The 25,433-nt window shown below is 76.2% G+C and carries 26 protein-coding genes; 12 read left to right on the top strand and 14 right to left on the bottom strand.

Annotated elements, in window-relative coordinates:
• The first annotated feature begins 1 nt into the window (after position 1).
• Together IU369_RS04575 and pgl are read left to right on the top strand one after the other, a co-directional pair.
• Positions 2 to 985, top strand: a complete 984-nt coding sequence (locus IU369_RS04575) for a glucose-6-phosphate dehydrogenase assembly protein OpcA (RefSeq protein ID WP_217923390.1) — start codon at positions 2 to 4, stop codon at positions 983 to 985.
• Positions 982 to 1,713: a 6-phosphogluconolactonase gene (gene pgl / locus IU369_RS04570; protein WP_217923389.1), complete on the top strand. Its 732-nt coding sequence runs from the start codon at positions 982 to 984 to the stop codon at positions 1,711 to 1,713. Before IU369_RS04575 ends, pgl begins: the two co-directional genes overlap by 4 nt.
• A gap of 4 nt (positions 1,714 to 1,717) precedes the next feature.
• On the opposite strand, the gene IU369_RS04565 is transcribed toward pgl, so the two are convergent.
• Complete coding sequence (locus IU369_RS04565; RefSeq protein WP_217923388.1) at positions 1,718 to 3,433, bottom strand: sensor domain-containing diguanylate cyclase; 1,716 nt, start codon at positions 3,431 to 3,433, stop codon at positions 1,718 to 1,720.
• Positions 3,434 to 3,553: 120 nt separating this feature from the next.
• Entirely contained in the window at positions 3,554 to 4,702 is a 1,149-nt protein-coding gene (locus IU369_RS04560) for a hypothetical protein (protein ID WP_217923387.1), read from the bottom strand.
• A 103-nt stretch (positions 4,703 to 4,805) separates the two neighbouring features.
• Between IU369_RS04560 and IU369_RS04555 the strand changes: the two genes are divergently transcribed.
• Positions 4,806 to 6,224, top strand: coding sequence for a GGDEF domain-containing protein (locus tag IU369_RS04555; protein ID WP_217923386.1), 1,419 nt, complete (start codon positions 4,806 to 4,808; stop codon positions 6,222 to 6,224).
• A gap of 16 nt (positions 6,225 to 6,240) precedes the next feature.
• Here the strand turns inward: IU369_RS04555 and IU369_RS04550 are convergent, their stop codons facing one another.
• The 5 genes from IU369_RS04550 to IU369_RS04530 are packed head-to-tail and all read right to left on the bottom strand — an operon-like array spanning position 6,241 to position 12,078.
• Entirely contained in the window at positions 6,241 to 7,026 is a 786-nt protein-coding gene (locus tag IU369_RS04550; RefSeq protein WP_217923385.1) for an ABC transporter ATP-binding protein, read from the bottom strand.
• 35 nt (positions 7,027 to 7,061) lie between these two features.
• Positions 7,062 to 8,219: an acetoin utilization protein AcuC gene (locus tag IU369_RS04545; protein ID WP_217923384.1), complete on the bottom strand. Its 1,158-nt coding sequence runs from the start codon at positions 8,217 to 8,219 to the stop codon at positions 7,062 to 7,064.
• A gap of 38 nt (positions 8,220 to 8,257) precedes the next feature.
• Positions 8,258 to 8,545 (bottom strand): YciI family protein, encoded by a 288-nt coding sequence (locus tag IU369_RS04540; protein ID WP_217923383.1) that lies wholly within the window; start codon positions 8,543 to 8,545, stop codon positions 8,258 to 8,260.
• Between the two features lie 13 nt (positions 8,546 to 8,558).
• Positions 8,559 to 10,319 (bottom strand): S8 family peptidase, encoded by a 1,761-nt coding sequence (locus IU369_RS04535; RefSeq protein WP_217923382.1) that lies wholly within the window; start codon positions 10,317 to 10,319, stop codon positions 8,559 to 8,561.
• A complete protein-coding gene (locus tag IU369_RS04530; protein ID WP_217923381.1) occupies positions 10,312 to 12,078 on the bottom strand; it encodes an NAD+ synthase in 1,767 nt (588 codons plus the stop codon). Before IU369_RS04530 ends, IU369_RS04535 begins: the two co-directional genes overlap by 8 nt.
• A 92-nt stretch (positions 12,079 to 12,170) precedes the next feature.
• Here IU369_RS04530 and IU369_RS04525 point away from each other — a divergent pair, with 92 nt between their 5' ends.
• The 5 genes from IU369_RS04525 to IU369_RS23535 all read left to right on the top strand — a co-directional run bounded on the left by IU369_RS04525 (position 12,171) and on the right by IU369_RS23535 (position 16,564).
• Positions 12,171 to 12,572, top strand: coding sequence for a zinc ribbon-containing protein (locus IU369_RS04525; protein ID WP_217923380.1), 402 nt, complete (start codon positions 12,171 to 12,173; stop codon positions 12,570 to 12,572).
• 167 nt (positions 12,573 to 12,739) lie between these two features.
• A complete protein-coding gene (locus tag IU369_RS04520) occupies positions 12,740 to 13,273 on the top strand; it encodes a hypothetical protein (protein WP_217923379.1) in 534 nt (177 codons plus the stop codon).
• The gene (locus IU369_RS04515; protein WP_217923378.1) at positions 13,234 to 14,313 is read left to right on the top strand and encodes a hypothetical protein; all 1,080 of its coding nucleotides are present in this window, start codon (positions 13,234 to 13,236) and stop codon (positions 14,311 to 14,313) included. Before IU369_RS04520 ends, IU369_RS04515 begins: the two co-directional genes overlap by 40 nt.
• A gap of 101 nt (positions 14,314 to 14,414) precedes the next feature.
• Entirely contained in the window at positions 14,415 to 15,119 is a 705-nt protein-coding gene (locus tag IU369_RS04510; protein WP_217923377.1) for a response regulator transcription factor, read from the top strand.
• Positions 15,116 to 16,564: a sensor histidine kinase gene (locus IU369_RS23535; RefSeq protein WP_217923376.1), complete on the top strand. Its 1,449-nt coding sequence runs from the start codon at positions 15,116 to 15,118 to the stop codon at positions 16,562 to 16,564. Before IU369_RS04510 ends, IU369_RS23535 begins: the two co-directional genes overlap by 4 nt.
• 798 nt (positions 16,565 to 17,362) lie before the next feature.
• Here IU369_RS23535 and IU369_RS04500 read toward each other — a convergent pair.
• On the bottom strand, positions 17,363 to 17,728 hold the full coding sequence (locus IU369_RS04500) for a P-II family nitrogen regulator (protein ID WP_217923375.1): 366 nt from the start codon (positions 17,726 to 17,728) through the stop codon (positions 17,363 to 17,365).
• A 17-nt stretch (positions 17,729 to 17,745) separates the two neighbouring features.
• Positions 17,746 to 19,191 carry an ammonium transporter gene (locus tag IU369_RS04495; RefSeq protein ID WP_217923374.1) on the bottom strand — a complete coding sequence of 482 codons (1,446 nt, stop codon included), beginning with the start codon at positions 19,189 to 19,191 and terminating at the stop codon, positions 17,746 to 17,748.
• Positions 19,192 to 19,391: 200 nt separating this feature from the next.
• On the opposite strand from IU369_RS04495, the gene IU369_RS04490 reads away from it, so the two are divergent.
• On the top strand, positions 19,392 to 20,036 hold the full coding sequence (locus tag IU369_RS04490) for a hypothetical protein (protein WP_217923373.1): 645 nt from the start codon (positions 19,392 to 19,394) through the stop codon (positions 20,034 to 20,036).
• Here IU369_RS04490 and IU369_RS04485 read toward each other — a convergent pair.
• Entirely contained in the window at positions 20,021 to 20,527 is a 507-nt protein-coding gene (locus IU369_RS04485) for a MarR family winged helix-turn-helix transcriptional regulator (RefSeq protein WP_217923372.1), read from the bottom strand. The two genes, IU369_RS04490 and IU369_RS04485, sit on opposite strands and share 16 nt — an antisense overlap.
• Before the next feature lie 78 nt (positions 20,528 to 20,605).
• Here IU369_RS04485 and IU369_RS04480 point away from each other — a divergent pair, with 78 nt between their 5' ends.
• The gene (locus tag IU369_RS04480; protein WP_217923371.1) at positions 20,606 to 21,766 is read left to right on the top strand and encodes an acyl-CoA dehydrogenase family protein; all 1,161 of its coding nucleotides are present in this window, start codon (positions 20,606 to 20,608) and stop codon (positions 21,764 to 21,766) included.
• 6 nt (positions 21,767 to 21,772) lie between these two features.
• Here IU369_RS04480 and IU369_RS04475 read toward each other — a convergent pair whose 3' ends face one another.
• Complete coding sequence (locus IU369_RS04475; protein WP_217923370.1) at positions 21,773 to 22,525, bottom strand: aminoglycoside phosphotransferase family protein; 753 nt, start codon at positions 22,523 to 22,525, stop codon at positions 21,773 to 21,775.
• Positions 22,526 to 22,572: 47 nt separating this feature from the next.
• Between IU369_RS04475 and pyk the strand changes: the two genes are divergently transcribed.
• Positions 22,573 to 23,985, top strand: coding sequence for a pyruvate kinase (gene pyk / locus IU369_RS04470; RefSeq protein ID WP_217923369.1), 1,413 nt, complete (start codon positions 22,573 to 22,575; stop codon positions 23,983 to 23,985).
• On the opposite strand, the gene IU369_RS04465 is transcribed toward pyk, so the two are convergent.
• Entirely contained in the window at positions 23,958 to 24,350 is a 393-nt protein-coding gene (locus IU369_RS04465; protein ID WP_217923368.1) for a hypothetical protein, read from the bottom strand. The genes pyk and IU369_RS04465 overlap by 28 nt on opposite strands.
• Positions 24,351 to 24,364: 14 nt before the next feature.
• On the opposite strand from IU369_RS04465, the gene IU369_RS04460 reads away from it, so the two are divergent.
• The gene (locus IU369_RS04460; RefSeq protein WP_217923367.1) at positions 24,365 to 24,718 is read left to right on the top strand and encodes a hypothetical protein; all 354 of its coding nucleotides are present in this window, start codon (positions 24,365 to 24,367) and stop codon (positions 24,716 to 24,718) included.
• A gap of 18 nt (positions 24,719 to 24,736) precedes the next feature.
• Here IU369_RS04460 and IU369_RS04455 read toward each other — a convergent pair whose 3' ends face one another.
• Positions 24,737 to 25,282 (bottom strand): HAD hydrolase-like protein, encoded by a 546-nt coding sequence (locus tag IU369_RS04455; RefSeq protein ID WP_217923366.1) that lies wholly within the window; start codon positions 25,280 to 25,282, stop codon positions 24,737 to 24,739.
• Entirely contained in the window at positions 25,204 to 25,407 is a 204-nt protein-coding gene (locus IU369_RS04450; protein WP_217923365.1) for an HAD family hydrolase, read from the bottom strand. Before IU369_RS04450 ends, IU369_RS04455 begins: the two co-directional genes overlap by 79 nt.
• Positions 25,408 to 25,433 lie beyond the last annotated feature (26 nt).

The following is a 25,433-nucleotide window of genomic DNA, read 5'->3' as shown; positions in this document are numbered from 1 at the left end:
GGTGAGCATCTCCCAGGTGATCGACCGGCTCGCCGTGCAGCGGCGCCCCCCGGACGGGGGCATGCCCTTCACGATGGCCGGTGTCCTGAACCTGGTGGCCTACGCGACGGACCCGTCGGAGCTCGACGAGATGTCGCGCGTGATCGAGCGGCTCGCCGACCACCAGCCCTCCCGGGCGGTGCTCCTGGCGACGGCCCCCGGCGGCAGCGGCATCGACGCCACCGTCAGCACCAGCTGCCGCCTCGGCGTCGACCACACCGGCGTCGCCGTCGAGATGGTCGTGCTCACGCTGCATGGCGACGCCGCGGGCGGCGCGGCGAGCGCCACCGTCCCCCTGCTGCGCGCCGACCTGCCGACGGTCCTGTGGTGGCCGGGGCCCCCGGACGCCTCCGGGGACGGCGTGCTCGACCGCCTCGCCGGCGTCGTGGACCGCGTGATCACCGAGTCGGGCCGCGCGCCCGGCGCCGAGGGCGTCCGCGCCCTCGCCTCCTGGGCGTCCGGCGCGTCCCCCTCCGTCACCGACCTGGCGTGGGCGCGCATCACCGCGTGGCGGCAGCTCATCGCCCAGATGGTCGACGAGCAGGCGATGGCGAGCCTGCGCGACGGATCCCCGGCCGTGCTCGTCGCCCACGGCGGCGCGGAGCCCGACGCCGGGACCCTGCTGCTCGCGGGCTGGCTGCGCGACGTCATCGGCGACGACCTGACGGTGCGCCTCGCGTCGCGACCCGCCGAGGACGGCGAGGACGGCCCCGTCGCCGTCGAGCTCGACGGCGGGGGCACCGGGCGCCGCCTCACGATCGAGCGCCTCCCCGGCCGGGCGGCGGCCGTGGTGTGCGTCACCGAGCCGGACGGGGCCACCCGCCGGCGCGTCCTGCCCCTCCCCGAGAGCGACCGGGCGCGGCTGCTGGCGGGGGAGCTCGAGATGCAGCGGCGCGACCGCCCGTTCGAGCGCGCCCTCGCCGGCGCGGCGCAGGTGGCGGCGTGAAGACGACCCCCGGCCCCGAGATCCGCATCGTCCGCGACCTCGCCGCCCTCGCCGACGAGGCCGCCGCCCGCATCGAGCGGGTCGCCCTCGACACGCCCGCCGGGACGCGGGCGAGCATCGCGCTCGCCGGTGGCAGCACCCCGCGGGCCGCGTACCAGCAGCTCGCCGGCCGCTGCCCCCCGTGGGGCCGCGCCGCCTTCTACTTCGGTGACGAGCGCTGCGTGCCGCCCGACGCCGAGGGGTCGAACTACGGCATGGCGCGGGAGGCCCTGCTCGACCGGATCCCCCTGCGCCCCGACCAGGTGCACCGCGTGCTCGGCGAGCTGCCGCCCCCCGAGGGCGCCGCGCGGGCCGAGGAGGACCTGCGGGCGACGGTCGCCGGGTCGCCGTGGCCCGTGCTCGACCTGGTGCTGCTCGGCATGGGCGCCGACGGCCACACCGCGTCCCTCTTCCCCGGCGGCCCCGAGCTCGACGAGACGGAACGGCTCTTCGTGCCGGTGCACCGCCCCGAGATGCCCCAGCCGTGGCGTGTCTCGCTGACGCTGCCGGTCATCAACGCCGCGCGGCGGATCCTGGTCGTCGTCGGCAGCGCCGAGAAGGCCGCGATGGTGGCCCGCGCGATCGCGGGCGACCGGGACATCCCCGCCGGGCGCCTGCGCCCCACCGCCGGCAGCCTCACGTGGCTGCTCACCGAGGAGGCCGCGGCCGACCTCGACCGGCGCCCCTGACCGCCTAGGAGCCGCCGACCACCCGGTCGCGCCCCCGGCGCTTCGCCTCGAACAGGGCGGCGTCGGCGCGACGGAACAGCGCCTCGGCGTCCGTGTCGTGCGGGGCGCGCGCCACGACGCCGATCGACGCGGTCAGCCCCAGCGGGCCGCCGACGGGTGCCGCGGCCACGGCGCGGCGCAGCCGCTCCGCCGCCTCACGGGCCCCCTCGGCGTCGGTCTCCGGCATGAGCCAGGCCAGCTCCTCGCCGCCGACGCGCCCGACGACGTCGGCGCGCCGGGCGTGCTGCCGCAGCAGGTCGCCGACGATCGCGAGGGCCGCGTCGCCGGCGCGGTGGCCGAACACGTCGTTGAGGACCTTGAAGCGGTCGAGGTCGATCATCGCGAGGCTGAGCGGGCGGCCGTAGCGGTCGGTGCGCGAGAACGCACGGCCGAGCGACGCGTGGAAGGTCGAGTGGTTCACCAGGCCGGTGAGGGCGTCCGTGGTGGCCTGCAGGGTCAGGCGCGTGCGGGCCTCCGCGTTCGCCACCGCCAGGCTCACGAGCTTCGCGAAGCGCTCCACGCGGTGCCCGGCGCCGGGCGGCACGTCGTCCGGGCCGCCGTACCCCGCGGCCACCGCGCCCCACACCACGCCGTTGACGCGCACCGGCGCGGCGATGCCGTAGCGCAGGTCGGCGCTCGCCGTGGCGGCGGGCGTCTCGGCGACCGCGGTGTGGCCCGTGGCGCGGGTCCGTGACACCGCCCACGCCGGGTCCATGTGGATCCGCTCCCCCGCGACGATCTGGGGCAGCCCGGGGCGGCGCCAGACGCCGAGCAGCTCCGCGCGCCCGTCGTCGAGGAAACGCACGACGCGGCCGCCGTCGGCCTCGAGGAGGCGCGCCATCTCGACCGCCACCAGCCCGTAGAGGGCGGCGTCGTCGACGCCCGCCGCGACCGCCTCGGAGACGCGGTGCAGCGCCGCGTGCTCCGCGTCGGCCAGCGCGCGCTCGCTGACGTCGCGTGTCGCGACGTGGATCTCGGCGATGACCCCGTCGCCGTCGCGCACGGCCCGGGCGGTCGACTCGAGCCGCACCCAGCCGCCGCCCTTGCGGCGGCCGCGGTACGTCACCGTCCGCACGTCGGGGCCGCGGTCGAGACGCTCGCGGACCGCCATCACCGTCGGCGCGTCGTCGGGGTGGGCGAACTCCCAGTCGGGGCGGCCCACCATCTCGTCGGGCGCGAAGCCCAGGATCTCCCGGGCCGCGGGCGAGACGTAGAGCATCTGGCCGTGGGGCGAGATGCGACAGATCATGTCGGTCGCGTTCTCGGCGAGCAGCCGGAAGTCGGCCTCCGGCGCCGCGCGGCGCCGTTCGGCCAGGACCCGCTCCGTCACGTCGCGCAGGGCGAGGGCGACGCCGTCCCCGAGTGGCGTCGCGCTGGCCCACCGCCACACCGGGGGCCCGTCCGGCGGGTCGTAGCGGAACTCGAGCTCCCCCGGCACGCCGGTCTCCACGACCTCCGCCCACCGCTCGATGTGCCCGGACCGGCGGGCGGTGGCGACAAGGTCGCCGAGCAGGCTCCCGCGGGCGGCCTCGACGGTGGTGCCGGCGACCCGGGCGGCGCGCAGGTTCAGGTCGGCCACGCGGAAGTCCCGGATGACGCCGGCCTCGTCGCGGACGGCGTCGAGGAGCCAGACGGCGTCCGGGAGGGCGTCGAGCGCCGCGCGCAGGCGTCCTCCGGACACCGGAGCGGTGCCCCGGGGGTCCCGGCGTGGCTCTGCGGCCTCGGATCTCATCTCCCCGTCACGTCGGCGCCCCCGCGGGCGTCTTGAGCCCAGGGGCGACCCGTGGCGGGGCGTCCGCCCCTACAGCTCGATCAGCTCGTCGTCGGGCTCGCCGGGGCGCCCGGCATAGGACAGCTTGGCGCCGCGGTCCAGGGCGCGCTGGCCGAGGAGGTACAGGGCGATCGCGGCGAGGAGGCCGCCGATCAGCCACGGGTTGCGGCCGGCGGCGATCGCCGGGGCGAACGCACGCGCCACGATCGTCGGGGCGTCCCTCTCCGGCGCGGGGGTGGACGCGCGACCGGACCGGGTCCCGTCGACGGGGGCCGTGGTGGGGGCGGGCGTCGCCGACGTCGCGGCCGGGGTGGCCGGGGCGGGGCCCGCCGGGGCCACGGTCGCCGCGGCGCGGGGGGCGCGGGCCGGGGCGGCGGCGGCGCGCCGGGCCGTCGCACGACGGGGGGTCGTTCCGCGGGCGGGCCGGGAGGGCTGCGCGGCGGGCGCCGCGGGCGACGGGGCCGGGCGTGCGGGGACGGCCGGCGTCGCCGGCGTGGCCGGGGTGCCCGGGGTGGCCGGGGTGGCCGGGGTGGCGGGGGTCGCCGCGACGGGGGGCGCGGGGGTGCCCGGAGCGGGAGCGGGGTCCGCACCACGCGACGGGGTGGTGCTCACGCCGGCGGTGACGGTCACCGGCAGGACCCCGCCGCCGCCCGTGCCGGACGTCGTCCCGAGGGCGACTCCCGCGGACACCTCGACGGGCTGGCCGGCGACCTCGGCGTCGAGGTCGATCGCGGCGCCCGAGGACAGGTCGACCGTGCCCCCGACGGAGATGCCGCCGATGCCGATGGTGGGGACGCGCAGCGCGAGGCTCCGCATGGCGGGCGGAGGGGCGGGGGCGACCGCGTCGCCGGACGGCGCGTCAGCGGGCGGCGCGTCGTCGGAGGGGGCGGGGGCGGGCGGCGGGGCGTCCTCGCCCGCGCCCCCGGGGACCGGGACGACCTCGCCGACGACCGGCTCGGGGGCGGGGACCGGGCCGCCGCCCGGCTCGCAGGAGCCCTCCCACTCGCAGCTGACGACCGCGGGTGCGACGTCGGGGACGAGGCCGGTGACCGGGTCGGGCGACCCGGGGTGGGCGGCCGAGGCGGCGGCGGGCGCCGACGCGAGCGCCGCGACCGCGAGGAGGGCGGCGAGGCGGACGGGGCGGCGGGGCCGGAGCGGGTGACGCGGTGTGGGAGTCATCGCGCCCACCCATTCGGCAGGTCCGCCCGAAACCTTTAGCCCCGCGCCGGGATCCGTCACCGAACGGCTAACGTGGGGGACCGGGATCCCCGACGACAGGCCGATGCCGAGCACCATCGACACCCCTCCCCCACCCCGCGTCGGCCACGCCCGCCGCCCGGTGTGGTTCCTGCAGGAGCGCAACGAGGCCATGCTCGTCGGCCGCGCCGTCGCGCTCGGCGTGATCGCCGTCGTCGGACTGTTCGTGCCGGAGGCCGCGACCGCCGAGGAGCACCTCCTGGCGGCGGCGGCGTGCGCCGTCGCCCTCGTCCTCCACGTCGCCCTGTGGGCGATGTCGCGGCGCTGGAGCCGTCGCCTGCTGCTCGCCGTCGACGCGGCGATCGTGATCGACGCCGCCCTCATCCTGGTGCTCGCCCACCTCGCGGGGGCGGGCAACGGCATCGGGTTGTGGCTGCTCCCCCTGCTCGCGGTGGCCGTGACGCTCGGGTACGACACGCTCGCCGGGGTGAAAGCGCTGATCCTCGGCGGGATCGTGCTCGCGGCGCTGCGGCTGCTCGGCGAGGACGGCGCGCCCCCGCTCGAGGAGGCCGCCGCGCCGCTGGTGATCGCCGTCGCCCTGGTCATCGTGGCCGGGTACTTCGCGCGGGTGAACGAGCGCGACCTCAACCGCCAGCTCACCCTCATCGAGGGCAAGTGGACGGCGAGCGCCGCGCTGACCGGCGCCTCGGAGGTGGACGAGGTCGTCGCCGCCGTGCGTCGCGCGCTCGCGACCGTGCTCCCCGGCTGGGACGTGGACGTCGTGCTCGACCGCCGGGCCGTGACGATGCGCTCGTGGCGGGAGCGCGACGCGGTGTTCCTCGAGACGCCCCTCGCCGGCGGGGACCCACCCCGGCCGGTCGGACGCGTCACGGCGTCGCGACCCGCGGGGCGCCTCGACCGGGTCACGGTGCGGGGCCGCCAGATGGCCGCGTTGCGGGAGGTCGCCGACGACGCGGGGTCGGCGCTGGTGCGGATCGAGGAGCGCGAGCGGTTCGAGCGCCAGGCCCTCGCCGACCCCCTCACCGGCCTCGGCAACCGGCGGGCCTTCGACGAGGCGATCGTCGCCGAGATGAGCCGCATCGAGCGGTCCGGCGACCCCCTCGGCCTCGTCATGATCGACGTCGACCACTTCAAGCGCTTCAACGACCGCCACGGCCACCAGGCGGGCGACGCGGCGCTCGTGGCGGTGGCGCGCGCCATCGAGCGGGGCGCGCGGGCCGGCGACCGGGCGTGCCGCGTCGGCGGCGAGGAGTTCGCCCTGCTGCTCCCCGGCGCCGACGAGCAGGCGGCCGCGATCGTGGCCGAGCGCGTGCGGGCCGGCATCGAGGCGTCCGCCGACGCCGCCGAGCCGATCACCGTCAGCCTCGGGGTGGCCGCCGCCCACGGGGGCGGCGACGTCCCCGCCCTGGTGCGCACCGCCGACGCCCGTCTCTACGCCGCGAAGGGCGCGGGACGCAACCGCGTGGTGTCCGAGACGGCCTGACCGCCGCCCGGGCGGGTCAGCGCGGGGGCGCTCCCGGCTCGATGACCGCGAACGACCGCCCGGCGCGGCGCACCACCCGGACGGGGGCGTCGAAGCACCGCGACAGGTGGGCGTCGACGAGCACCTCCTCCGCCGGCCCCGCGGCGACGACCCGCCCGTCGCGCAGCAGCAGGGCGTGGGTGACGGACGCGGCGAGCTCCTCGAGGTGGTGGCTGACCTGCACCGTCGCGAGGGCCGGGTCGGCGGCGAGCGCGTCGAGGCGGGCGAGGAACGCCTCGCGGCCCGGCAGGTCCAGCCCCGTGGTCGGCTCGTCGAGCAGCAGCAGCCGCGGCGCGGCCATCAGCGCCCGGGCGAGCAGGACGCGCTGCTGCTCGCCGCGCGACAGGCGGGCGAACCGGCCGTCGGCGTGGCGGGCGCAACCCGCCTCGTCGAGCAGGGCCCGCGCCCGCGCGGCCACCCGCGCGTCGCCGTCGCCGGGCGTCCCGAGCGGTGCGATCACGGCCGTGGCGCCGGTGAGGACCACGTCGAGGGCCGTCGCACGGGGGCGGAACGCCGTGGCCATCGTCCCGTCGACCTGCCCGATGGAGCGGCGCAGCGCGCGGGTGTCGACCGCCCCGAGGCGGGACCCGAGCACGTAGGCGGTGCCCTCGCTCGGGAAGCCCCGGGCCCCGGCGATCGTCATCAGGGTCGTCTTCCCGGCGCCGTTCGGGCCGATGACGGCCCACCGCTCCCCCGGCAGCACCGTCCAGTCGATGCCGGCGAGCAGGGTCGCGCGGCCACCGCCCGGCCGGGTGCGCCACACCCCGAGGCCGCGGGCCGCGATCGCGGGGACGGCGCTCAGCGCACGAAGAGGGAGCGCGCCTCGTCGACGACGCGGTCGCCCTCGATGTCGGCGCGCATCCGCTCGTCCTCCGGCACCTCGGGCTCCGGGTCGTCGGACATGCGCCGCGGCAGGGGCACCCCGAGGGACTCCTCGTTGCGCCGCCACCACTCCTCGGGGATCTCGTCGTCGAGCTCCGCGCCGATCATCTCGGCGAACAGCATCGTCCAGGCGCGCGGGACGACCTGGAAGGTGTACCCGCCGCCGCCGAGCGCGACCCAGCGCCCGTCGGCCGCCGCCACGGCGAGCTCGTGGAGGGCGCGGTACGCCCGCGGGAACGCCGGCATCGTCACCTGGAGGTGCGCGAGGGGGTCGGCGTGGTGGGGGTCGGCGCCGTCCTGCGTCACGATCACGTCGGGGTCGAAGGCCATCACCGCCGGGGCGATGACCTCCTCGATCGCCCGCAGGTAGGGGCGGTCCCCGGCGTAGGGCGGCAGCGGGACGTTGATGGCGGTGCCCTCCGCGGCCCCGACGCCGCGCTCGGCGATCGACCCGGTGCCCGGGAAGAGGTAGCGCCCGGTCTCGTGGACCGAGCACGTCATGACCCGCGGCTCCTCGAAGAAGATCCACTGGGTGCCGTCGCCGTGGTGCACGTCGATGTCGATGTAGGCGACGCGCTCGGCGCCCGCGTCGAGCAGGGCCTGGATGGCGACGGCCGTGTCGTTGTAGATGCAGAAGCCGGCGGCCTTGTTGGCGAACGCGTGGTGGAGGCCCCCGCCCGCGACGAACGCCTGGTCGGCGCGGCCCTCCCACACCTCGAGGGCGCCCGTCACCGACGCCCCGCAGACCGCCGCGGCGGCCTCGTGCATCCCGGCGAACGCGGGCGTGTCACCCCCCGCCGCGAGGCCCCACTGGCTCGCCTCCCACGCCGACGCGAGGGCCGGGCTGGCGCTGTAGCGGCGGACGGCGGCGACGAAGGCGGGCGCGTGGACGCGCTCGATCACGGCGTCGCTCGCGGGGGTCGGCGCGACCGGGATGACGCCGGGCCGGCGGTCGAGCCCGTACGCGCGGATCAGCTCCACGGCGAGCTGCCGCCGCAGGGGCGTCATCGGGTGGTCGTCCCCCAGGTTGTACGAGGGCCCGCCCTCGGTGTGCACGAACGCGGTGCGCGTCATGGCCGGAACCTAGCCCATCGGCGCCGGCGCGGACCGGCTCAGGCCGAGGCCACGACCGTCCACGGCGCGATCCGGTGCGCGGTGACGAGACCCGCGGCCCGGTAGGGGTCGCCGTCGGCGAACCGCGCGACCTCGGCCTCACCGACGTCGGCGAACACGAACAGTGCGCCGGTCGGCGGGTCGCCGGTCGCGCCGGCCATCAGCATCGCGCCGGTCCCGATCCACTCCGCGATCCACGCGAGGTGGGCCTCCCGGTGCGGCGCCCGCCGTTCCAGGATGTCGGGGACGTAGTCGTAGACGAGGGTCATGTGGGGTCCGGTCGCCATGCGCGGAGCGTACCTACCCGCCCCGCACGAGGCGTAGGGTGTAGGGCCCCGCCCCCCGCCGCGCGAAGACGTTCACGTAGTGGATGCCGGCGCGCTCGGCGCGGTAGACCGCGACGCCCGGCCGGCTCGAGCCGCGCTTGTAGCGCACCAGGTGGCGGGCGAGGTTGACGTCGCCCGTCGCGACGGTGCGCGTGCCGGTGTTCCAGACGTAGAGGTCGAACTGGCCGCGCCGGCGGGTCAGCGTGACGCGGAGGCGCTCGCCCCGGGCGAGGCGGACGGCGTAGACGTCGTCGGGGTCCTCGACGGAGTCGACCGCGGCGTCGATCTCGACGGGGCGGCCGGTCTCGCCGAGGCGCGTGACGCCCGCCAGCCACTTGACGTCGTCGTTGACCTCGCCGGGGTCGTCCTCAGGCGCGTTCAGGGTGACCGCGGCGCCCGGGTTGACGACGCCGTGGCCGCTCGTGTCGTCGCGACCGCGGCGGCCGATGTCGGTCGCGGTGTTGGTGATCTGGGTGAGCACCTGGAACGGGCTGAGGGCGTTGCCATTCGCGCCCTGCACGAGGGAGGCGACGCCCGCGACGTAGGGGGCCGCCATCGACGTGCCGTCCTTCAGCGCGTACCCGGGGGTGACGACCCGCTCGGTCACCCGGCGCGGGACGCTCGACAGCACCCGCACGCCGGGGGCGATCACGTCGACCGAGCGGTTGTACGTCGAGAAGGTCGCGACGCCGTAGGGGCGGGGGCAGTCGAAGCTGACCGCGCCGTCGCACTGGGCGCCGACGCCGAGCACCCGGCGGTACGCCGCCGGGTAGTTCAGCGTGTTGATGTCCTGGCCCTGGTTGCCGACCGACGCCACGATCAGCGCGCCGCGCTGGGTGGCCCACAGGATGGTGTCCTGGAAGGCGCGGGAGTAGCCGCGGCCGCCCGCCGAGATGTTGATGACCTTCGCGCCGTTGAGCACGGCGTGGCGGACGCCCCGGATCATCGTGGTGTCGGTGCTGTACCCCGCCCGGTTGGCGATCTGGACGGGGATGACCGGCGCGGTGCCGAAGCTGCCGGGCGCCACGCCGACGATCCCGACGCCGTTCGCGGGAGCGGCGGCGATGCCCGCGACGTGGGTGCCGTGCCCCGACTCGCCGTGGTCCGACGCGTCGTCGTCGCCGCGGAGGACGCTGCGCGGCGCGACGAGCGGGCCCTGGGGGCCGCCCCACTCCTCGTGGGTCGGGTCGACGCCCGAGTCGAGGATCGCGATCGGCGCGCGGGGGCCGGTGGTCGTCAGCGCGGGGCTCCAGCTGCCGCGCTCGAGCAGCCCCCACTGCGAGGCGGGGGTGAAGAGGGGGTCGGTGAGGACCGGCGCCGGGCCGGGCGCCGCGGGCGGCGGCGGGCGGTCGGCGGCGCGGCGGGCGAGCGACCACTCCGCGCCCGACACGCGGGCGCGGCCGAGGACGGCGGCGCGGGCGGAGGCGGGGCGGGAGGGCGCGAGGTCCCACACCCCGGCCTCGGGGACGAGCGGCGCGACCGCGCCGAGCCCGGAGAGCCGGCGGCGCGCCTCGGGGCCCGCGGGGCGGTCGGCGAAGGTCACCAGCAGGCTCCGCTCACCGGACGCCGTGGCGGCGAAGTCGCCGTGGGCGACGGCCACGCCCCCCGCGGTCGCCGGCTCGGCGGGCTTGCGGGCGGCGGCGGTGACGCCCGCCCCGCTCGCCACGCCCGCCGTCGCCAGCAGCAGCGCCAGGCCCGCGAGGGCCCCGCGCCGCAGCCGCCGGCGCTCAGACATGGCGGCTCGTGATGGGCATCCGCCGGTCGCGGCCGAAGGCACGCGGGGTGATCTTGATCCCGACGGGACCCTGGCGGCGCTTGTACTCGGCACGGTCCACCATCCGGACGACATCCGACACGACCTGCCGCGGGTGCCCGAGGCCGACGATCTCGTCCGGCTCGAGCCCGCGTTCGACGTATCCCTCGAGGATGGCGTCAAGCACGTCATAGGGAGGCAGGCTGTCCGTGTCGAGCTGCCCGGGTCGCAGCTCGGCCGTCGGCGGGCGGGCGATCGTCTCCTCCGGGATCACCTCGCGGCCCTCCGCGTCGTTGCGCCAGCGGCTCAGGCGGTAGACCCAGGTCTTCGACAGGTCCCGCAGCGGGGCGAAGCCGCCGACCATGTCGCCGTAGAGGGTGCTGTAGCCGACCGACATCTCGCTCTTGTTGCCGGTGGCGAGCACCAGCGGGCCCAGCTTGTTGGAGAGCCCCATCAGCAGGGTGCCGCGGGCCCGGGCCTGCAGGTTCTCCTCCGTGATGTCGCTCCCGAGGCCCGAGAACGCCTCGGCGAGCGCGTCCTCGAAGGCGTCGACGACGCCGGCGATCGGCACGGTGAGCAGGCGGATGCCGAGCGCCTCGGCGAGGGCCTCGGCGCCGCGGAGGCTCTCCGGCGAGGAGTGGGCCGACGGCAATGCGACGCCCGTCACGCGGTCCGGGCCGAGGGCGTCGGCCGCGAGGGCCGCGGTGAGCGCGGAGTCGATCCCCCCCGACAACCCGAGGATCACGCCGGGGAAGCCGTTCTTGGCGACGTAGTCGTGGATGCCGAGGCGCAGCGCCGCCCACACCTCCGCCTCGTCGCGCAGCGCCGGGGCGACCCCGGTCGGGGCGAGGGGGTCGCCGCCGCGGGGGGCGCGCGCCACGACGCGCACGTCGCGCAGGCCGGGGGCCCCCGGCAGGCGCCGGGCGAGCGGCTCGCGCAGCCGGCGCCGTGCGGACATCACGGGGTCGACGTCGGCGATCAGCAGGTGCTCCTCGAACTGGGGGGCGCGGGCGACGACCTCCCCCGACGCGTCGAACACCGCGGAGCGGCCGTCGAAGACCAGCTCGTCCTGGCCGCCGACCTGGTTGCAGAAGGCGAGCGCCGCCGCGCAGTCGTCGGCCCGGGTCGCGAGCATCGCCTCGCGGCGGTCGGCCTTCCCCCGGTGGAACGGCGACGCCGAGATGCAGCAGATCAGGTCGACCCGCGCGGCGGCCAGGTCGGCGGCGACCGGGTTCGGGTACCAGATGTCCTCGCAGACGGCGAGGCCGATGCGGAGCCCGTTGACCTCGACGACCATGTCCTCGTCGCCCGCGCGGAAGTAGCGCGCCTCGTCGAAGACGCCGTAGTTCGGGAGGAAGCGCTTGCGGTAGACGGCCTGCACCCGCCCGTCGGCGACGACCGCGGCGGCGTTGTGGCAGTCCCCGTTCCACTCCGGGAACCCGACGATCGCGATGCCGGTGCGCACCCCGTCGGCGAGCCGGTCGAGCGTGTCCCGCGCGGCGGCCGCGAACGCGGGCCGCAGCAGGAGGTCCTCCGGGGGGTAGCCGGTGATCGCGAGCTCGGGGACGAGGGTGACGTCGGCGCCGGCGGCGGCGGCGTCGTCGAGGGCCCGGGAGATCCGCGTCGCGTTGCCGTCGAGGTCGCCGACGACGGTGTTGATCTGGGCCAGCGCGACGCGGACGCGGATCGTGCTGCCTCCCGTGTTCCTGATGACCCCGCGCGCCTCGGCCCGGCGGGCCACGCGCGGTAGGATTGACGACGTCCAACGATACGCCTCGCGGGCGGGCGCGCGAACGCCCACCGCCACGGCGACCGACGCAGGGAGAGGGACGGATGAGCAGCCTGCCACCACAGCGACGTCAGTCGGGCGGTCCCGGCGGCGGGCCGGGCGGCCGCACGCAGGGCCGGACCCTCAGCGTGCGCGAGGGCGCCGAGGAGGCCGAGCGCCGCCTCAACAAGCCCTGCTTCCACGCCGGCCAGAAGGTCCCCGGCCTGTTCTCGTGCGTCGCGTGCCAGTTCCAGATCCGCAACCGCGGGGTGCTGCCGACGTGCCCCGACTGCGGCGAGATCGTGTGGGCGTACATGGAGGACGGCCCCCGGCCGGTCCCGGAGGGCGAGGAGCCGGGCGCCGCGCCGCAGGCGGCGCCGACGCCGAGCACCACGACCCAGGAGGGCGTGAAGCTCGACTCCCCCGCCCCCGTGGTCGTCCAGGAGAACGTGAAGCTGCAGCCCTGAGGGCGGGCGGCCCGGCGCGTCGCGCCGGGCCGCCGCTCACAGTTCCCGAACACGGTGACGCAAACCTCTAACCCCCAGCGCCCGCTTCCCTCATCCGGGCGATGGATATTCGCTCCGACAACGCCGCCGGTCCCGGACCGGCGGCGAACCGAATCGTCGGAGGTGGAGTGATCCGTCGCGCGCTGGCATGTGCCGTCGCCCTCGTGCTCGTCGTCCCGGTCCTGGCCCAGGCCGCGCCGTCCCCCGCGCAGCAGCGCGCGGACGCCCGCGTGCCCTCCGCCCAGCTCCAGGCGACCGGCAGCGGGGCGATGACCGTCGTCGGCCGGATGGTGGTCAACGGGACGATCCCCCAGCGTGGCCAGGTGGTGGTCATCGACCGGCGCGGCGACGCGACGGCGTACCTCGCCGGCGTGCCGCTGGAGTTCAACCGCCGCGGCCGTGCCGTCGCGCGGCGCGCCAGCGGGATCCTCTTCGTGACCGGCTCCAACGTCTCGGTGCAGGTGCTCGGCGTCGACCTGACCTTCTCCATCGCGGGGAACGGCCAGGCGCGGCTCCTGGGCTCCGGCACCTACCGGCTGAACTCCGGACCGGAGCGCAGCTGGGGACGGGGCGTGATCTACGTCTCACCTTCCTCCTCCGCGGAACGAAGGAGACAGGGAACGTGCGCACGTTGCTCCTCGCGGGCGGTATCGCCGCGCTGATCGCGGTGCCGTCCGCCGCGGTGGCGGACACCATCGAGCGGGTCCCCGAGACGGACCCCACCGCCGAGGAGGCGGCCCCGTCCGGCGTCACGACGACCTCGGCCCTGCACGCCGAGGGCCGCGGCACGTTCCGCTTCGAGGGCTCCGGCGGCCTGGTCGTGTCGGGCCGCGGCGTCGTCCGCGTGCGCGACGACTCCACGGGCGGCGACCTGGTGGTGACGCCCGGCGGCTTCGGGGCCGCGTCGGCTCCGGGGAGGAAGGGCGTGCAGCGGTTCACCGGCGAGGGGATGCTGGTGCTCGCCGGCTCCGCGTACACCGTCACGGTGGCCGGCCGCTTCACCGCGGACGCCGCCCCGACGGCGACCCACGCCTCGTCGGGCGTCGCCCGGGTGACCGGCAGCGGCTCCACGATCCTCCAGGGCGGGGTCCCCGTCCCGTTCTGGGCGAGCCAGCGCATCCTGCTCACGACCGGCCCGATGTCGGTCGACCTCGCGGGCCGCGGCGCCCGGGAGTGGTGGACCCGCCCCCACCGCGGCGGCGGAAAGCGCGTGACGGTGCGTCGCGTGGTCGTGACGAAGCGCGTCGAGGACGGGCGCACCGTCGCCCACCGGAGGACGGTCACGGTGAAGCGGTGGTGGAAGTGGGACGGCCGCGCGCCGGGCGCGACGTGGCGCCTCAACGGTCCCGCCGCCGGCACCGTCGCGCTCACGACGATCAGCGGGCGCGTGCGGGTGTGGGACCGCTCGACCGCGAAGGACCTCGCCGTGACGGTGCCCGCCGGCACGGCGACGACGACCCTGAAGGACGGGTCGGTCGTCTACTCGGGCCTGCGCGGGGCGTCGGTGACGATCGCGGGCACCGGCTTCCGGATGAAGGTCCGCGCCTTCGACGTGGAGGGGACGTTCACGCCGGTGCCGGGGTCGCTCGCGCGGTCCTTCGTGCGGGGCGGCGGCACGTTCGACGCGGGCGCCGCGACGGACGTCCGGGCCGGCGGCCACGGCGGCGTGCGTGTGCTGCTGCAGGCGGGGTCCCCGGCGTGAGCCTGTCCCCGCCCCCGGCACCGGCGCACCCGGTCCCGGGGGCGGGGCGTGGCGGGGCGGCGGTGGACCGTGCCCCCCGCGCCGACTACCATCGGCCGCCGATGGCACCGCCCGACGACCGCCAGCGGGTCCTGATCGTCGAGGACGAGCCGAACATCGCGTCGTTCGCGCGCATGTACCTCGAGGCCGCGGGGTTCGTGGTGACCGTCGCGACACGCGGCGACGACGGCCTCCGGCTCGCCGAGGCGGAGCCGCCGCACCTCGTGATCCTCGACCTGATGCTCCCCGGCATGGACGGCTACGAGGTCACGAAGCGCCTGCGCCAGAGCGGGCACACCCCGATCATCATGCTCACCGCCCGGGACGACGCCGTCGACAAGGTCGTCGGGCTGGAGCTGGGCGCCGACGACTACATCACCAAGCCGTTCAACCCGCGTGAGCTGGTGGCGCGGGTGCGCGCCGTCCTCCGCCGCGCGGAGGCGCGACCGGCCCGGGCGGGACGCCCGGAGGCGTCGACGATCGAGGCGGGGCCGCTGCGGATCGAGGTCGGCGGGCGCGAGGTGTTCGTCGACGGCGAGGGGGTGCAGCTCACGCCGAAGGAGTTCGACCTGCTCGTCACCCTCATCGAGAACCGGGGGCTGGTGCTGACGCGGGAGCAGCTCCTGGAACGGGTGTGGGGCTTCACGTTCCTGGGGGACAGCCGCACCATCGACGTCCACGTCCGCCAGCTGCGGCGCAAGCTGGGTGACGCCTGCCCGATCCAGACGGTCTGGGGCACCGGCTACAAGGTGCCCGCCAAACGGTGAGCCCGCGCCTGCCGCGGCCGTGGCGCACCCTCCGCGGGCGTCTCGTGCTGGCCGCCGCGGCTGGCCTGGTGACCGCGGCGGTGGTGTTCGCCGCCGTCGGCGGCGGCCTGATCCGGGCCCAGTCGCGCGTCGTCGCCCGTGCGGAGCTCGACCGGCAGGCCACGGCGCTCGCGGACATCGTGAGCGCCCAGGCGGAGCGCCAGGCGGCGAGCGGGCGGCCGTTCACGTTCTACCGGCCGAGCAACCTGGAGGCGCTCGTCGGGCCGAACACGAAGCTCTACTACTCGGGGCTGCAGCTCACCCCGGGCGCGGAGAAGCCCACCGACGAGATCCCGTCCGTCGCGGCGGAGGAGCTCGACTTCGCCCGCCTCGACAGCGACGGGGTGCAGCGCATCGACTTCCGCCTCGACGGGGGTCCGGAGACGGAGGCGTCGGCGGCGCCGGTGTTCCTCGGTCCGGAGATCGTGGGGGCGGTGCTGCTGTCGCGTCCCCCGGGTGAGCAGGCGTCGGCGTGGCCGGACGTGGCGTCGCGGGTGGCGGGGGCCGCCGGGATCGGGCTGGCGCTGGCCCTGCTGCTGTCGCTCCTGCTGACGAGCCGGGTGACGCGTCCCCTGACGGCGATGCAGGCGGCGACCCACCGCGTGGCGGGTGGTGACCTGCGGACGGAGCTGGGGCCGACGGGGACGCGGGAGCTCGACGAGCTGGCGTCGGACTTCAACCTGATGGTGCGGCGCCTCGCGGAGCGGGAGGGCGAGACCCGGGACTTCCTGATGCGGGTGACGCACGACCTGCGGACGCCGTTGACGGCGATCCGCGGTCACGCCGCCGCCCTCACCGACGGCGTCGTGCCGCCGGCGGACGTGCCGCGGTCCCTCGCGGCGATCGAGGGGGAGTCGGCGCGGCTGGAGCAGCTCGTCGCCGACCTCCTCGACCTGTCGCGCCTCGACGCCCAGCGCTTCGCCCTCGACCTCTCCGAGGTCCGGCCGGGCGAGGTCCTCGACCGGGCGTTCGACGCGATGCAGGCGGAGGCGGGGGCGCGGGGCCTGGGGTTCGAGCGGGGGATCGAGGACCTCCCCGTCGTCGTGACGGACGAGTCGCGTGTGCAGCGGATCGTGGGGAACCTGCTCGACAACGCGATCCACTGGACGCCGCCCGGTGGGGTGGTCCGCCTCGACGGGAGGCCCCGCCCCGGCGGTGGCTTCACGGCGACGGTGAGCGACACCGGTCCCGGGATCCCGGCGGGGGAGCGGGAGCGGATCTTCGAGGCGTTCCACTCGAACGAGAGCCCCGACGGCCGCCGCGGCAGCGGCCTCGGCCTCGCGATCAGCCGCCAGCTCGCCCGGGCCCTCGGCGGTGACGTCCGGGTGGAGGGCCGCGACGGCGGCGGCAGCCGCTTCATCCTCGACGTCCCCGGCATGAGGGTCCCCGACCGCTCCGGGGTCTGAGGGGCGGAACGGGGCGGGGCGGGGCCGCGGGAGGGCGGTGGGCGGGCGCGTCGGGGCGCCTGAGAGCGGGACTCCCGACGATACGACGACACCCCGCACGGTTCCCGCCGTATGCGTGTCGACTCCGCACCGTCCCCGAGCCGATCGCCGTCACGAGTCGCGGCGGGGCGATTCCGTCGCCGGCCAGGTCCCCGTGAGGCCCGATCGGCCGCGCCCTCGGGGTCCATTCGGCCGCCGCACCGAGGTCCATTCGGCCGAGAGCGGGTGGGTCCGGGTCCGGTCGCCGGGACGGCCATTTGGACGAGGCCCCGAGGTCCAATTGGCCGGCGGCGGGAGAGGCGCCCGCGTGGCCGGTTGGTTCCCGGGCCGACGAGGTCGCCGTCGGTCGATTGACCGGCGCCCCGAGGTCCACTTGGCCGGACCCCGGGGACGGGGCGAAGGTGGCCGGCCCACAACCGGGTTCGCTCGTTGACCAATCGGCCGACGGCCCGAGGTCCGATTGGTCGAGGACATCAGGGACCGGCAGCTGAGCTGATCCCTGGAACGAGGCGTCGTCGTCTTGGCCGATTGGCCGGCGTCCCGAGGTCCAATCGGCCGGAGCACCAGGGACGGATGATCGTGGCCGTGGCCGGGCCGGCGGAGTCGTTGGCCGATTGGCCGGCGACCCGAGGTCCAATTGGACCTTCCCCGCCGCACGGGGCCTCAAGGGCCTCAGAGGGGGCCGTCGACGGCCGATGCCGGCGGCCCCCTCTCGGGACCGCCGGCATCGGCGTGGAACGGACGGTGCGGGGAGGCGGCCTAGGCGGCGGTCTCCTCGGGGTGCGGGGCGAGCACGACGTCGCCGCGCTCCCCGGTCCGGACCCGGATGGACTCCTCGACGGCGAAGACGAAGATCTTGCCGTCCCCCGGCTCGCCCGTGTGGGCGAGCTCGAGGATGGCGTCGATCGCGCGATCGACGTCGGTGTCGTCCAGCACCATCTCCAGCTTGAGCTTCGGCCGGAGGAAGATGGTGGTCTTCGCTCCGCGGTAGCTCTCGGTGAAGCCCTTCTGGCGCCCCGAGCCCTTGACCTCCGTGACGCTCATGGAGGGGAGCCCCATGGTCGCCAGCTTGTCGTGGATGGCCTCGAGTGCCTCGTGGCGGATGAACGCCTCGATCTTCTTCACGTTCTGTGCCCTTCCCTTTACGAGGCGGTGGCGGGGTTGGAAGCCGTCGACGCGGCCCCCGCGGGAGCCGGCGCGGCGTGCGACGGGAGGTCCTCGGACTCTGCCCCGACGACGTCGATGAAGCGCTCGGGGTAGCCGAACATCCCGTGCTCCGAGATGTCGAGACCGCGGAGCTCGTCCTCCTCGCTGACGCGCAGGCCGACCGTGTACTTGATGGCCAGGAACGCGAGCAGCGACAGCGTGAAGGTGAAGCCGACCGTCGCGGCGACGCCGTAGAACTGGACCCACAGCTGGCTGGCGTTGCCCTCCGTGAGGAGGCCGCCCTCACCGACCGCGAGAGCGGTCGCGCGGTCGGCCGTCGCGAAGAGGCCACACGCCAGGGTGCCCCAGATGCCGGCGACACCGTGGACCGGCAGGGCGCCGACCGGGTCGTCGATCTTGAGCTTCTCGATGCCGAGCACCAGCGGCGGGACGATGAGACCGGCGATGAGGCCGATCACGACCGCGGCCCACGGGTCCACGAAGGCGCAGGGGGCCGTGATGGCCACCAGGCCGGCGAGGGCGCCGTTGCCCATCTGCGAGACGTCCAGGGTCTTGAACATCAGGACCGATGCGACGGTCGCGCCGATGATGCCGGCGGCCGCGGCGAGGTTCGTGTTGACCGCGACGTCGGCGAAGTTGTAGCCGACGGCGTTCAGGAACGAACCGGGGTTGAAGCCCATCCAGCCGACCCACAGGATGATGACGCCGAGGATCATGAGCGGCATCGAGTGGCCGGGGATCGGCACCGACTTGCCGTTGCGGAACTTGCCGATGCGCGGTCCGAGGACCAGGGCCCCCGCGGTCGCGGCGAGCGCGCCCTGGAGGTGGACGATCGACGAGCCGGCGAAGTCCTGGAAGCCGTCCTGCAGCAGCCAGCCGCCGCCCCACGTCCAGTGCGCGACGGTCGGGTAGATGAACCCGGTGAACACGATCGCGAACAGGATGTAGCCGATGAACTTCGTGCGGTCGAGCATCGCGCCGAACACGATCGCGAGCGACACGGCGCAGAAGACCACCTGGAAGAAGAAGGTGACCTCGAAGTTCGTCGCGCTGTACGCCAGCGACGCGAAGTCCGTCGCGGGGTCGTTGTTGTTCATGAACCAGCCGCTCGACCCGATGAAGTCGTTGCCGGTCCCGAAGGCGAACGAGAAACCGATCGCCCAGAACATCAGGAAGCTGATGGCGACGTTGATGAGGATCTTCCCCATCACCGCACCCGCGTTCTTCATGCGCGAGAGACCGACCTCGAGCATGGCGAAGCCCGCCTGCATGAACAGGACGAGAACAGCGGCGAAGAACACCAGCAGCGTGTTGATCGCGATGTCGGAGTCGCTGACGTCCTGAGCCGCGGCCAGGGCCGGGATGAGCAGCAGCATCAGTGCCGCGAGTACCGGCACCAGCCGGAATGACCTCAAACGCATCTACTCTCCTTGCGCGAAAGGGACGAAGGCCGCACGGGCCTCAGGTGTGCCGAGGCTAGGGGCACCCCCTCCGGGCGGGCTTTAGCCACAGGTATGAGAACGCGGCCCCCGTGTTCGCCCGATGCACAACCCCTCCCGCGACGTGCCCGCGGAACCCCCGCGCTTCGCGGGGCGGCGTCGGCGCGCAACGGTGCCGGGAGATGTCGAGTGCCGGAGACAGCCGTCCCCGGGCCACCTCCGACCTCTCCCCCCTCACGCTCGGCCTCGCCAGCCTGGGCTCCGTGGTCGCGACCGTCATGGTCTCGCGATTCGGCCTGGCCGGCACCGTCGCCGGAGCCGCGCTCGCCCCCGTGGTGATCGCGATCGTGCGCGAACTGGGGAGGAAGCCGGTGGAGAGGGTGGTCCGCCTGCCCACCGGGGCGCGTGCCGTCGTGCGCCGCCGCCCCGACGTGCGTCCACGCACCGTCGCCGTGACCGCCGCCCTCGCGTTCGCCGCCGCCGTCGCCGTCTTCACCGTCCCCGACATGCTCGCCGGCTCATCCGTCGTCAGCGAACGCCCCAGCACCTTCTTCAGCGGGGGGACCGGCGGCGGGGACGGCGGTGGCGGCGGGGGCACCACGACGACGCCGGCCACCACCGACGGGGACCCCACCGTCACCGCGCCCGCCGACCCCGCGGTCACCGCGCCCGGGCCGGAGACGACCGCACCCGTCACGACCGCGCCCGCCGACCCGCCGGCGACGACGACCGCGCCGGCGCCCGCCACCCCGGTCCCGGCGGCGACCGCACCGGCCCCCGTCCCCGCCCCGCCCGCCACGGCCGCCCCGGTTCAGCCCCCCGGCTGAGCGGGGGCCCGCAGGCGCCCGAGCAGGGTGCCGAGGGCGTCGAGGTCGTCGTCGCCGAGACCGGCGAGGGGGCCGAAGCCGCCGTCGGCGAGCAGCCCCGCCGCGCGGTCCACCACGGCGCGGCCCGCGTCGGTGATCGCGACGAGCGACACCCGCCGGTCCGCGGGGTCGTCCTCCCGCGCGACCCAGCCCGCCTCCGCGAGGCGGTCGACGAGGTACGTGACGCTCGAGCCGTGGACCATCAGGAGGTCGCGGATGCGCATCACCGGCAACGCCCCCGACCGCGTGAACGACAGCAGCAGCAGCAGCTCGAAGCGCGACATGTTCAGGCCGACGGGACGCAGCAGCCGGTCGACCTCGCGGGCCGTCGCCGCGTACCCGCGCACCAGGGACACCAGCGCGCGGAAGCCGCCGGCGCCCGGGTAGCTCTCCGCCCAGCGCGCCGCCGCCTCGTCGACCGCGTCACGCCGCTCCGTCCCCTCCGCCGCCATCCCACGCCCCGTCGTTGACAGATATCCTCGGACTTCCGAATAATAGACATCCGTCCGAATCGACCGGAGGCCGTCCCGGTGAGCCCGAGCGCCCAGCCCGACCTCGACCCGACGCAGCGCGAGATCCAGTCGCTGGTGCGCGACTTCGCCCGCGGGGAGATCGCCCCGCACTGCGACGCGTGGAACCGCGACCACCACGTCCCGGTGGAGGTCCTCCGCGCCATGGGGGAGCTGGGGATGCTCGGCGCGATCATCCCCGAGGAGTACGGCGGGGCGGGCCTCGACTACACCAGCCTCGCGCTGATCATCGAGGAGATCGCCGCGGTCGACGCCGGCACCTCCGTCGGCGTCGCGGCGCAGAACTCCCTCGGGGCGTCGCCGATCGTCCGGCACGGCACCGAGGAGCAGAAGCGCGCGCACCTCCCCGCCCTGGCGACCGGCGAGCGCTTCGTCGCCTACGCGCTGACCGAGCCCGACGCCGGATCGGACGCCGCGTCGCTGCGCACCTCCGCGACCGCCGACGGCGACGACTGGGTCGTCAGCGGCGCCAAGCAGTGGATCACCAACGGCGGCTTCGCCGACCTGTTCATCCTGTTCGCCCGCACCGGCGGACCCGGCGCCCGCGGCGTGTCGGCGTTCCTCGCCCCCCGCGGCGAGGGGTTCACCGTCGGCCGCGAGATCCCGAAGATGGGGCTCCACACCTCCAGCACCGTCGAGCTGGCGTTCCAGGACTACCGCGTCCCCGGCAGCGCCATGCTCGCCGCCGAGGGCGAGGGCATGAAGATCGCCTTCTCCACGCTCGACTCGGGGCGGGTGATCATCGCCGCGCAGGCGTGCGGAATCGCCCGCGGCGCGCTCGAGACGGCCGTCGCCTACGCGCAGGAGCGGACCGCCTTCGGGGGTCCGATCGCGCGTCTGCAGGGGGTGCAGTTCCCCCTCGCCGAGATCGCCGCCCGCCTCGACGCCGCGTGGCTGCTCACCCTCCACGCCGCGCGCCTGCGGGACGCCGGCGCGCCGCACACCGCCGCGGGCGCACGGGCGAAGCTCGTCGCCAGCCAGGTCGCCGTCGACGCCGCGAACGTCTGCGTCCAGACCCTCGGCGGCTACGGGTACTCGGCGGAGTTCCCCGCCGAGCGCTACTACCGCGACGCCAAGATCACCCAGATCTACGAGGGGACCAGCGAGATCCAGCGCCTCGTCATCGCCCGCGACCTGCTGGGCGACGCCGCCCGGGGCTGACCGGCCTCAGGGGGCGTCCAGGTCGCGGCGGGCGCGGTCGAGCAGCGGGGCGGCGTCGGCGTCCAAGCCCCGGGCGAGGTACCAGCCGGCCGCGTCGAGCGCGACGAGCGCCGTCCACGCCGCGACCCGCGGCGGCATCCCCGGGTCGCCGTAGCCGTCGAGCACCGCCGCGGCCGCCGGCGGGGGCAGGCCGTTCACGGCGATCAGGTAGGCGACGTCCTCGGCGGGGTCGCCCATCCTCCAGAACTCCCAGTCCACCAGCGCCGGCCCCGCGGGGCCCCAGACGATGTTCGCCGCGACGAGGTCCCCGTGGACCATGCGGAACGGCTCACGGTCGGTGACGGCGGGCAGCGGCCGCCGGAGCGCCCGCTCCACGAGTCCCGCGTGGGGGGTGCCCGCGAGGGACGCCGCGGCGTCCGCGGCGCGGCGGGCCCGGTGCGCGGCGGGGGAGCGCGCCGGCGCGTCCCACCACCACAGCCCCCCGCGGTCGGCGCGGTCGCGTCCGTGCAGGTCGGCGAGCACGCCGCCGAGCCTCCGCGCCCCGGCGTCGTCGACCCCCCGGGACAGGTCGCGGGGCTCACCCGGCAGGCGTCCGGAGACGATGCGACCGGGGCCCGCCTCGACGAGCGGGGGCGCCCACGCGACGCCCGCGAGGCGGCGCAGGGCCTCGGCCTCGCGGGCGAGCGCGGCGGGGTCGCCGGTCTTCACGATGCGGGGCTCCGGCCCGGGGCGATCGTGCAACACGAAGCGGCGGGTCACGTCGCGAGGGTAGACGGGGGGACGGCGGGGTGGCACGGTGTCGCGTCGTGGAGACCCGCCGCACCAAGATCCTCGCCACCCTCGGTCCGTCGACCGACCCGCCGGGGCGCCTCGACGAGCTCGTGGCGGCTGGCATGGACGGCGGGCGCATCAACTGCGCCCACGAGGGCCCCGACGAGTGGCGGCGGCGTGCCGACGAGCTTCGGGCCGCCGCCGAGCGGGCCGGGCGTCCCCTCGCGCTGCTCGTCGACCTCGCCGGCCCGAAGATGCGCCTCGGCAGCGCGGTCCGTCCCCGCCAGGTCACCGCCGGCGAGCACGTCGTCTTCTCGTGCAGCGAGCCGGTGCCGAGCGGCGCCGTCCCCGTCGCGTGGCCCGAGTTCGCGGACGCCGTCACCGACGGCCGCTCCGAGATCGTCATCGGCGACGGGACGCCGCGGCTGTCCGTGCTGGAGACCCTCGACGACGGCACCGTCCTCGCCCGCTGCGAGCGGCCCGGCACCATCGGCCCCCGCAAGGGCATCTTCGTCACCTACGTCCGGACGCCGGCGTCGAGCTTCGGGGAGAAGGACCTCGCCGACCTGACCGTCGCCGTCGAGATCGGCGCCGACCTCGTCGCCCTGTCGTTCGTGCGCTCCGGCCAGGACGTGCGGCGCCTCCGCGGCGCGCTCGAGTCGCTCGGCGGGCGCGCCCGGGTGATCGCGAAGATCGAGAAGGTCGAGGCGTTCGAGGCGCTCCCCGAGATCGTCGACGTGTCCGACGGCGTGATGGTCGCCCGCGGCGACCTCGGGGTCGAGGCCGGCGTCGCCCGGGTGCCGCTCATGCAGAAGGAGGTGATCCGGGCCGCCGAGACGGCCGGCAAGCTCGTGATCACCGCGACGCAGATGCTCGAGTCGATGATCACCCAGCCCGAGCCGACGCGCGCCGAGGCGGCCGACATCGCCAACGCCATCCTCGACGGGACGTCGGCCGTGATGCTCTCCGGCGAGACGACCGTGGGGAGCTACCCCGTCGAGGCCGTCCGGGCGATGGCCGAGATCGCGTTCGAGGCCGAGCGGGGGGCGCCGTTCTCGCTCGACGTCCGCGCCCCGGTCGCGAGCCGCCCCGAGGCCGTGATGCAGGCCGCGGTGCACCTGGCGCAGCAGGTGCAGGCCGTCGCGCTGATCGTCTCGACCGTCAGCGGCGGCGCGGCCCGCGCCGCCGCGAAGTACCGCCCGCGGCTCCGCGTGATCGCCCTCTCGGAGGACGAGGTGGTGCGCCGCCAGCTCGCGCTGGAGTGGGGCATCGTGCCGGCGTGGCTGCCGCCGCGGGCCTCCACCCTCGACATGCACCGCGCCTCGATGCTCGACCGCGCCCGCGAGGTCGGCGGCCTGTCGTCGGGCGACGTCGTGGTGCTGGCGTACGGCCCGGCCGAGGCCGGGCCGAGCGAGACGAGCTACCTGGCGGTCCGCGAGATCCCGTGATCGGGTGCGCGGCGGCCGCCCGGCCGGCGCGCGCCGGTGGGCGCCGGCGCGGACATGAACTCCCCGACGACCCGGAGGGGCACGTCGGCGAGGCGGGCGAGCTCGACGGCTCCGCCGGCGGGCATGCCGTGGCGCGCGAGGTGGGCGCGGAGGCGGCCGCGTGCGGCGGCCAGCAGGCGGCACCCCGGGCACTCGCGGCTGCCGAGGTTGCGGGGCGTGCCGCACCGGTCGCACCACTGCGCACGACGCGGCGCGGGGGTCATGATGTCGGTGTCGTCCCGGACCGCGGGCGGCGGGGCCAGGGTGGCGAGGAGGTCGAGGGCTGTCGCACCGCGCGAGGGGGTCACGGGGGTGGTGGTCGTCACGGCGCGCGAGCCTCTTGAGCGCCGGGGTCGTGGTGGTCCTGCTCGCCGCGGGCTGCGGCGGCGGGGGCGGCGGACCGCCGACCGGGGTGCCGCCAGACCGCCTGTCGGTGCGCGTCGACGGGGCCGGCTACCACGGGTTCCGGACCGACCTCGACTGCGGGGTCGCCGACCTCGACGCCTGCATCGCGGTGCTCGACGCGGTCGCCCGGATCGACCTCTCCGCGACCTGCACCCCCGTCGAGGACGACGGCGGCCGCATCGAGGTGTCCGGCACGATCGAGGGTGACCGCGTCTCGGCGGTCCTGCGGCGCCGCACGACCTGCGAGATCGAGGACCACGACCGGGTGCTGGCGGCGCTCGGGCTGTGACCGCCCCGCCGGCGGCCGTCAGCCGGCCCAGGTCTCCAGCACGTCGACGGCGGCGAGCAGCCCCGGCACGACGACGTCCGCGCCGGCGAGGTCCGACGGACCGTAGGAGCCGGTGGTGACGGCGACGCAGCGGGCCCCGGCGGCACGGGCGCACGCGATGTCGCGGGGCGTGTCCCCCACCACCACGGCGGGGAGCGGCGCCGGCTCGCGGGCGACGGCGATCGGGACGAGCGCGTCGCGGCGCTCGTGGTCCGAGCCGAACGCCCCCCGCCCCCGCGCGAAGTGCTCCCCGAGGCCGGCGCGACCCATCTTGGCGTGGGCGATCGGCTCGAGGTTCCCGGTCAGCAGGGCGACCGACACGGGCGCCGCCGCGACCCGCGCGAGGGCCTCGGCCGCGCCGGACGCGACCCGGGGACCGGGATGGGCGGCGTCGATGCCGGGGTACACCTCGGCGGCCCGCGCCATCCACTCCCCCAGGCCCGCCGTCACCCGGTCGTCCGGCACCCCGGCCCCGCGCAGCACGAGCCGCGCGATCTCCTGGTCGGTGCGGCCCGCGGGGCCCACCGCGACGACGTCGCCGACGTCACGGGGACGCCGTAGACGTCGCCGATCGCGACGGCGAGGGCCTCGGTGTGGGCGCGCGGCGTCCCCATCAGGAGGGTGCCGTCGATGTCGAAGAGGATGAGCACGACCGCCCACGAGGATAGGCGGTCGG

The sequence above is a fragment of the Miltoncostaea oceani genome (assembly GCF_018141545.1).
Lineage (GTDB): Bacteria > Actinomycetota > Thermoleophilia > Miltoncostaeales > Miltoncostaeaceae > Miltoncostaea > Miltoncostaea oceani.
Note: the sequence above shows the minus strand (reverse complement) of the source record. Positions and strands in the feature narration are given on the sequence as shown.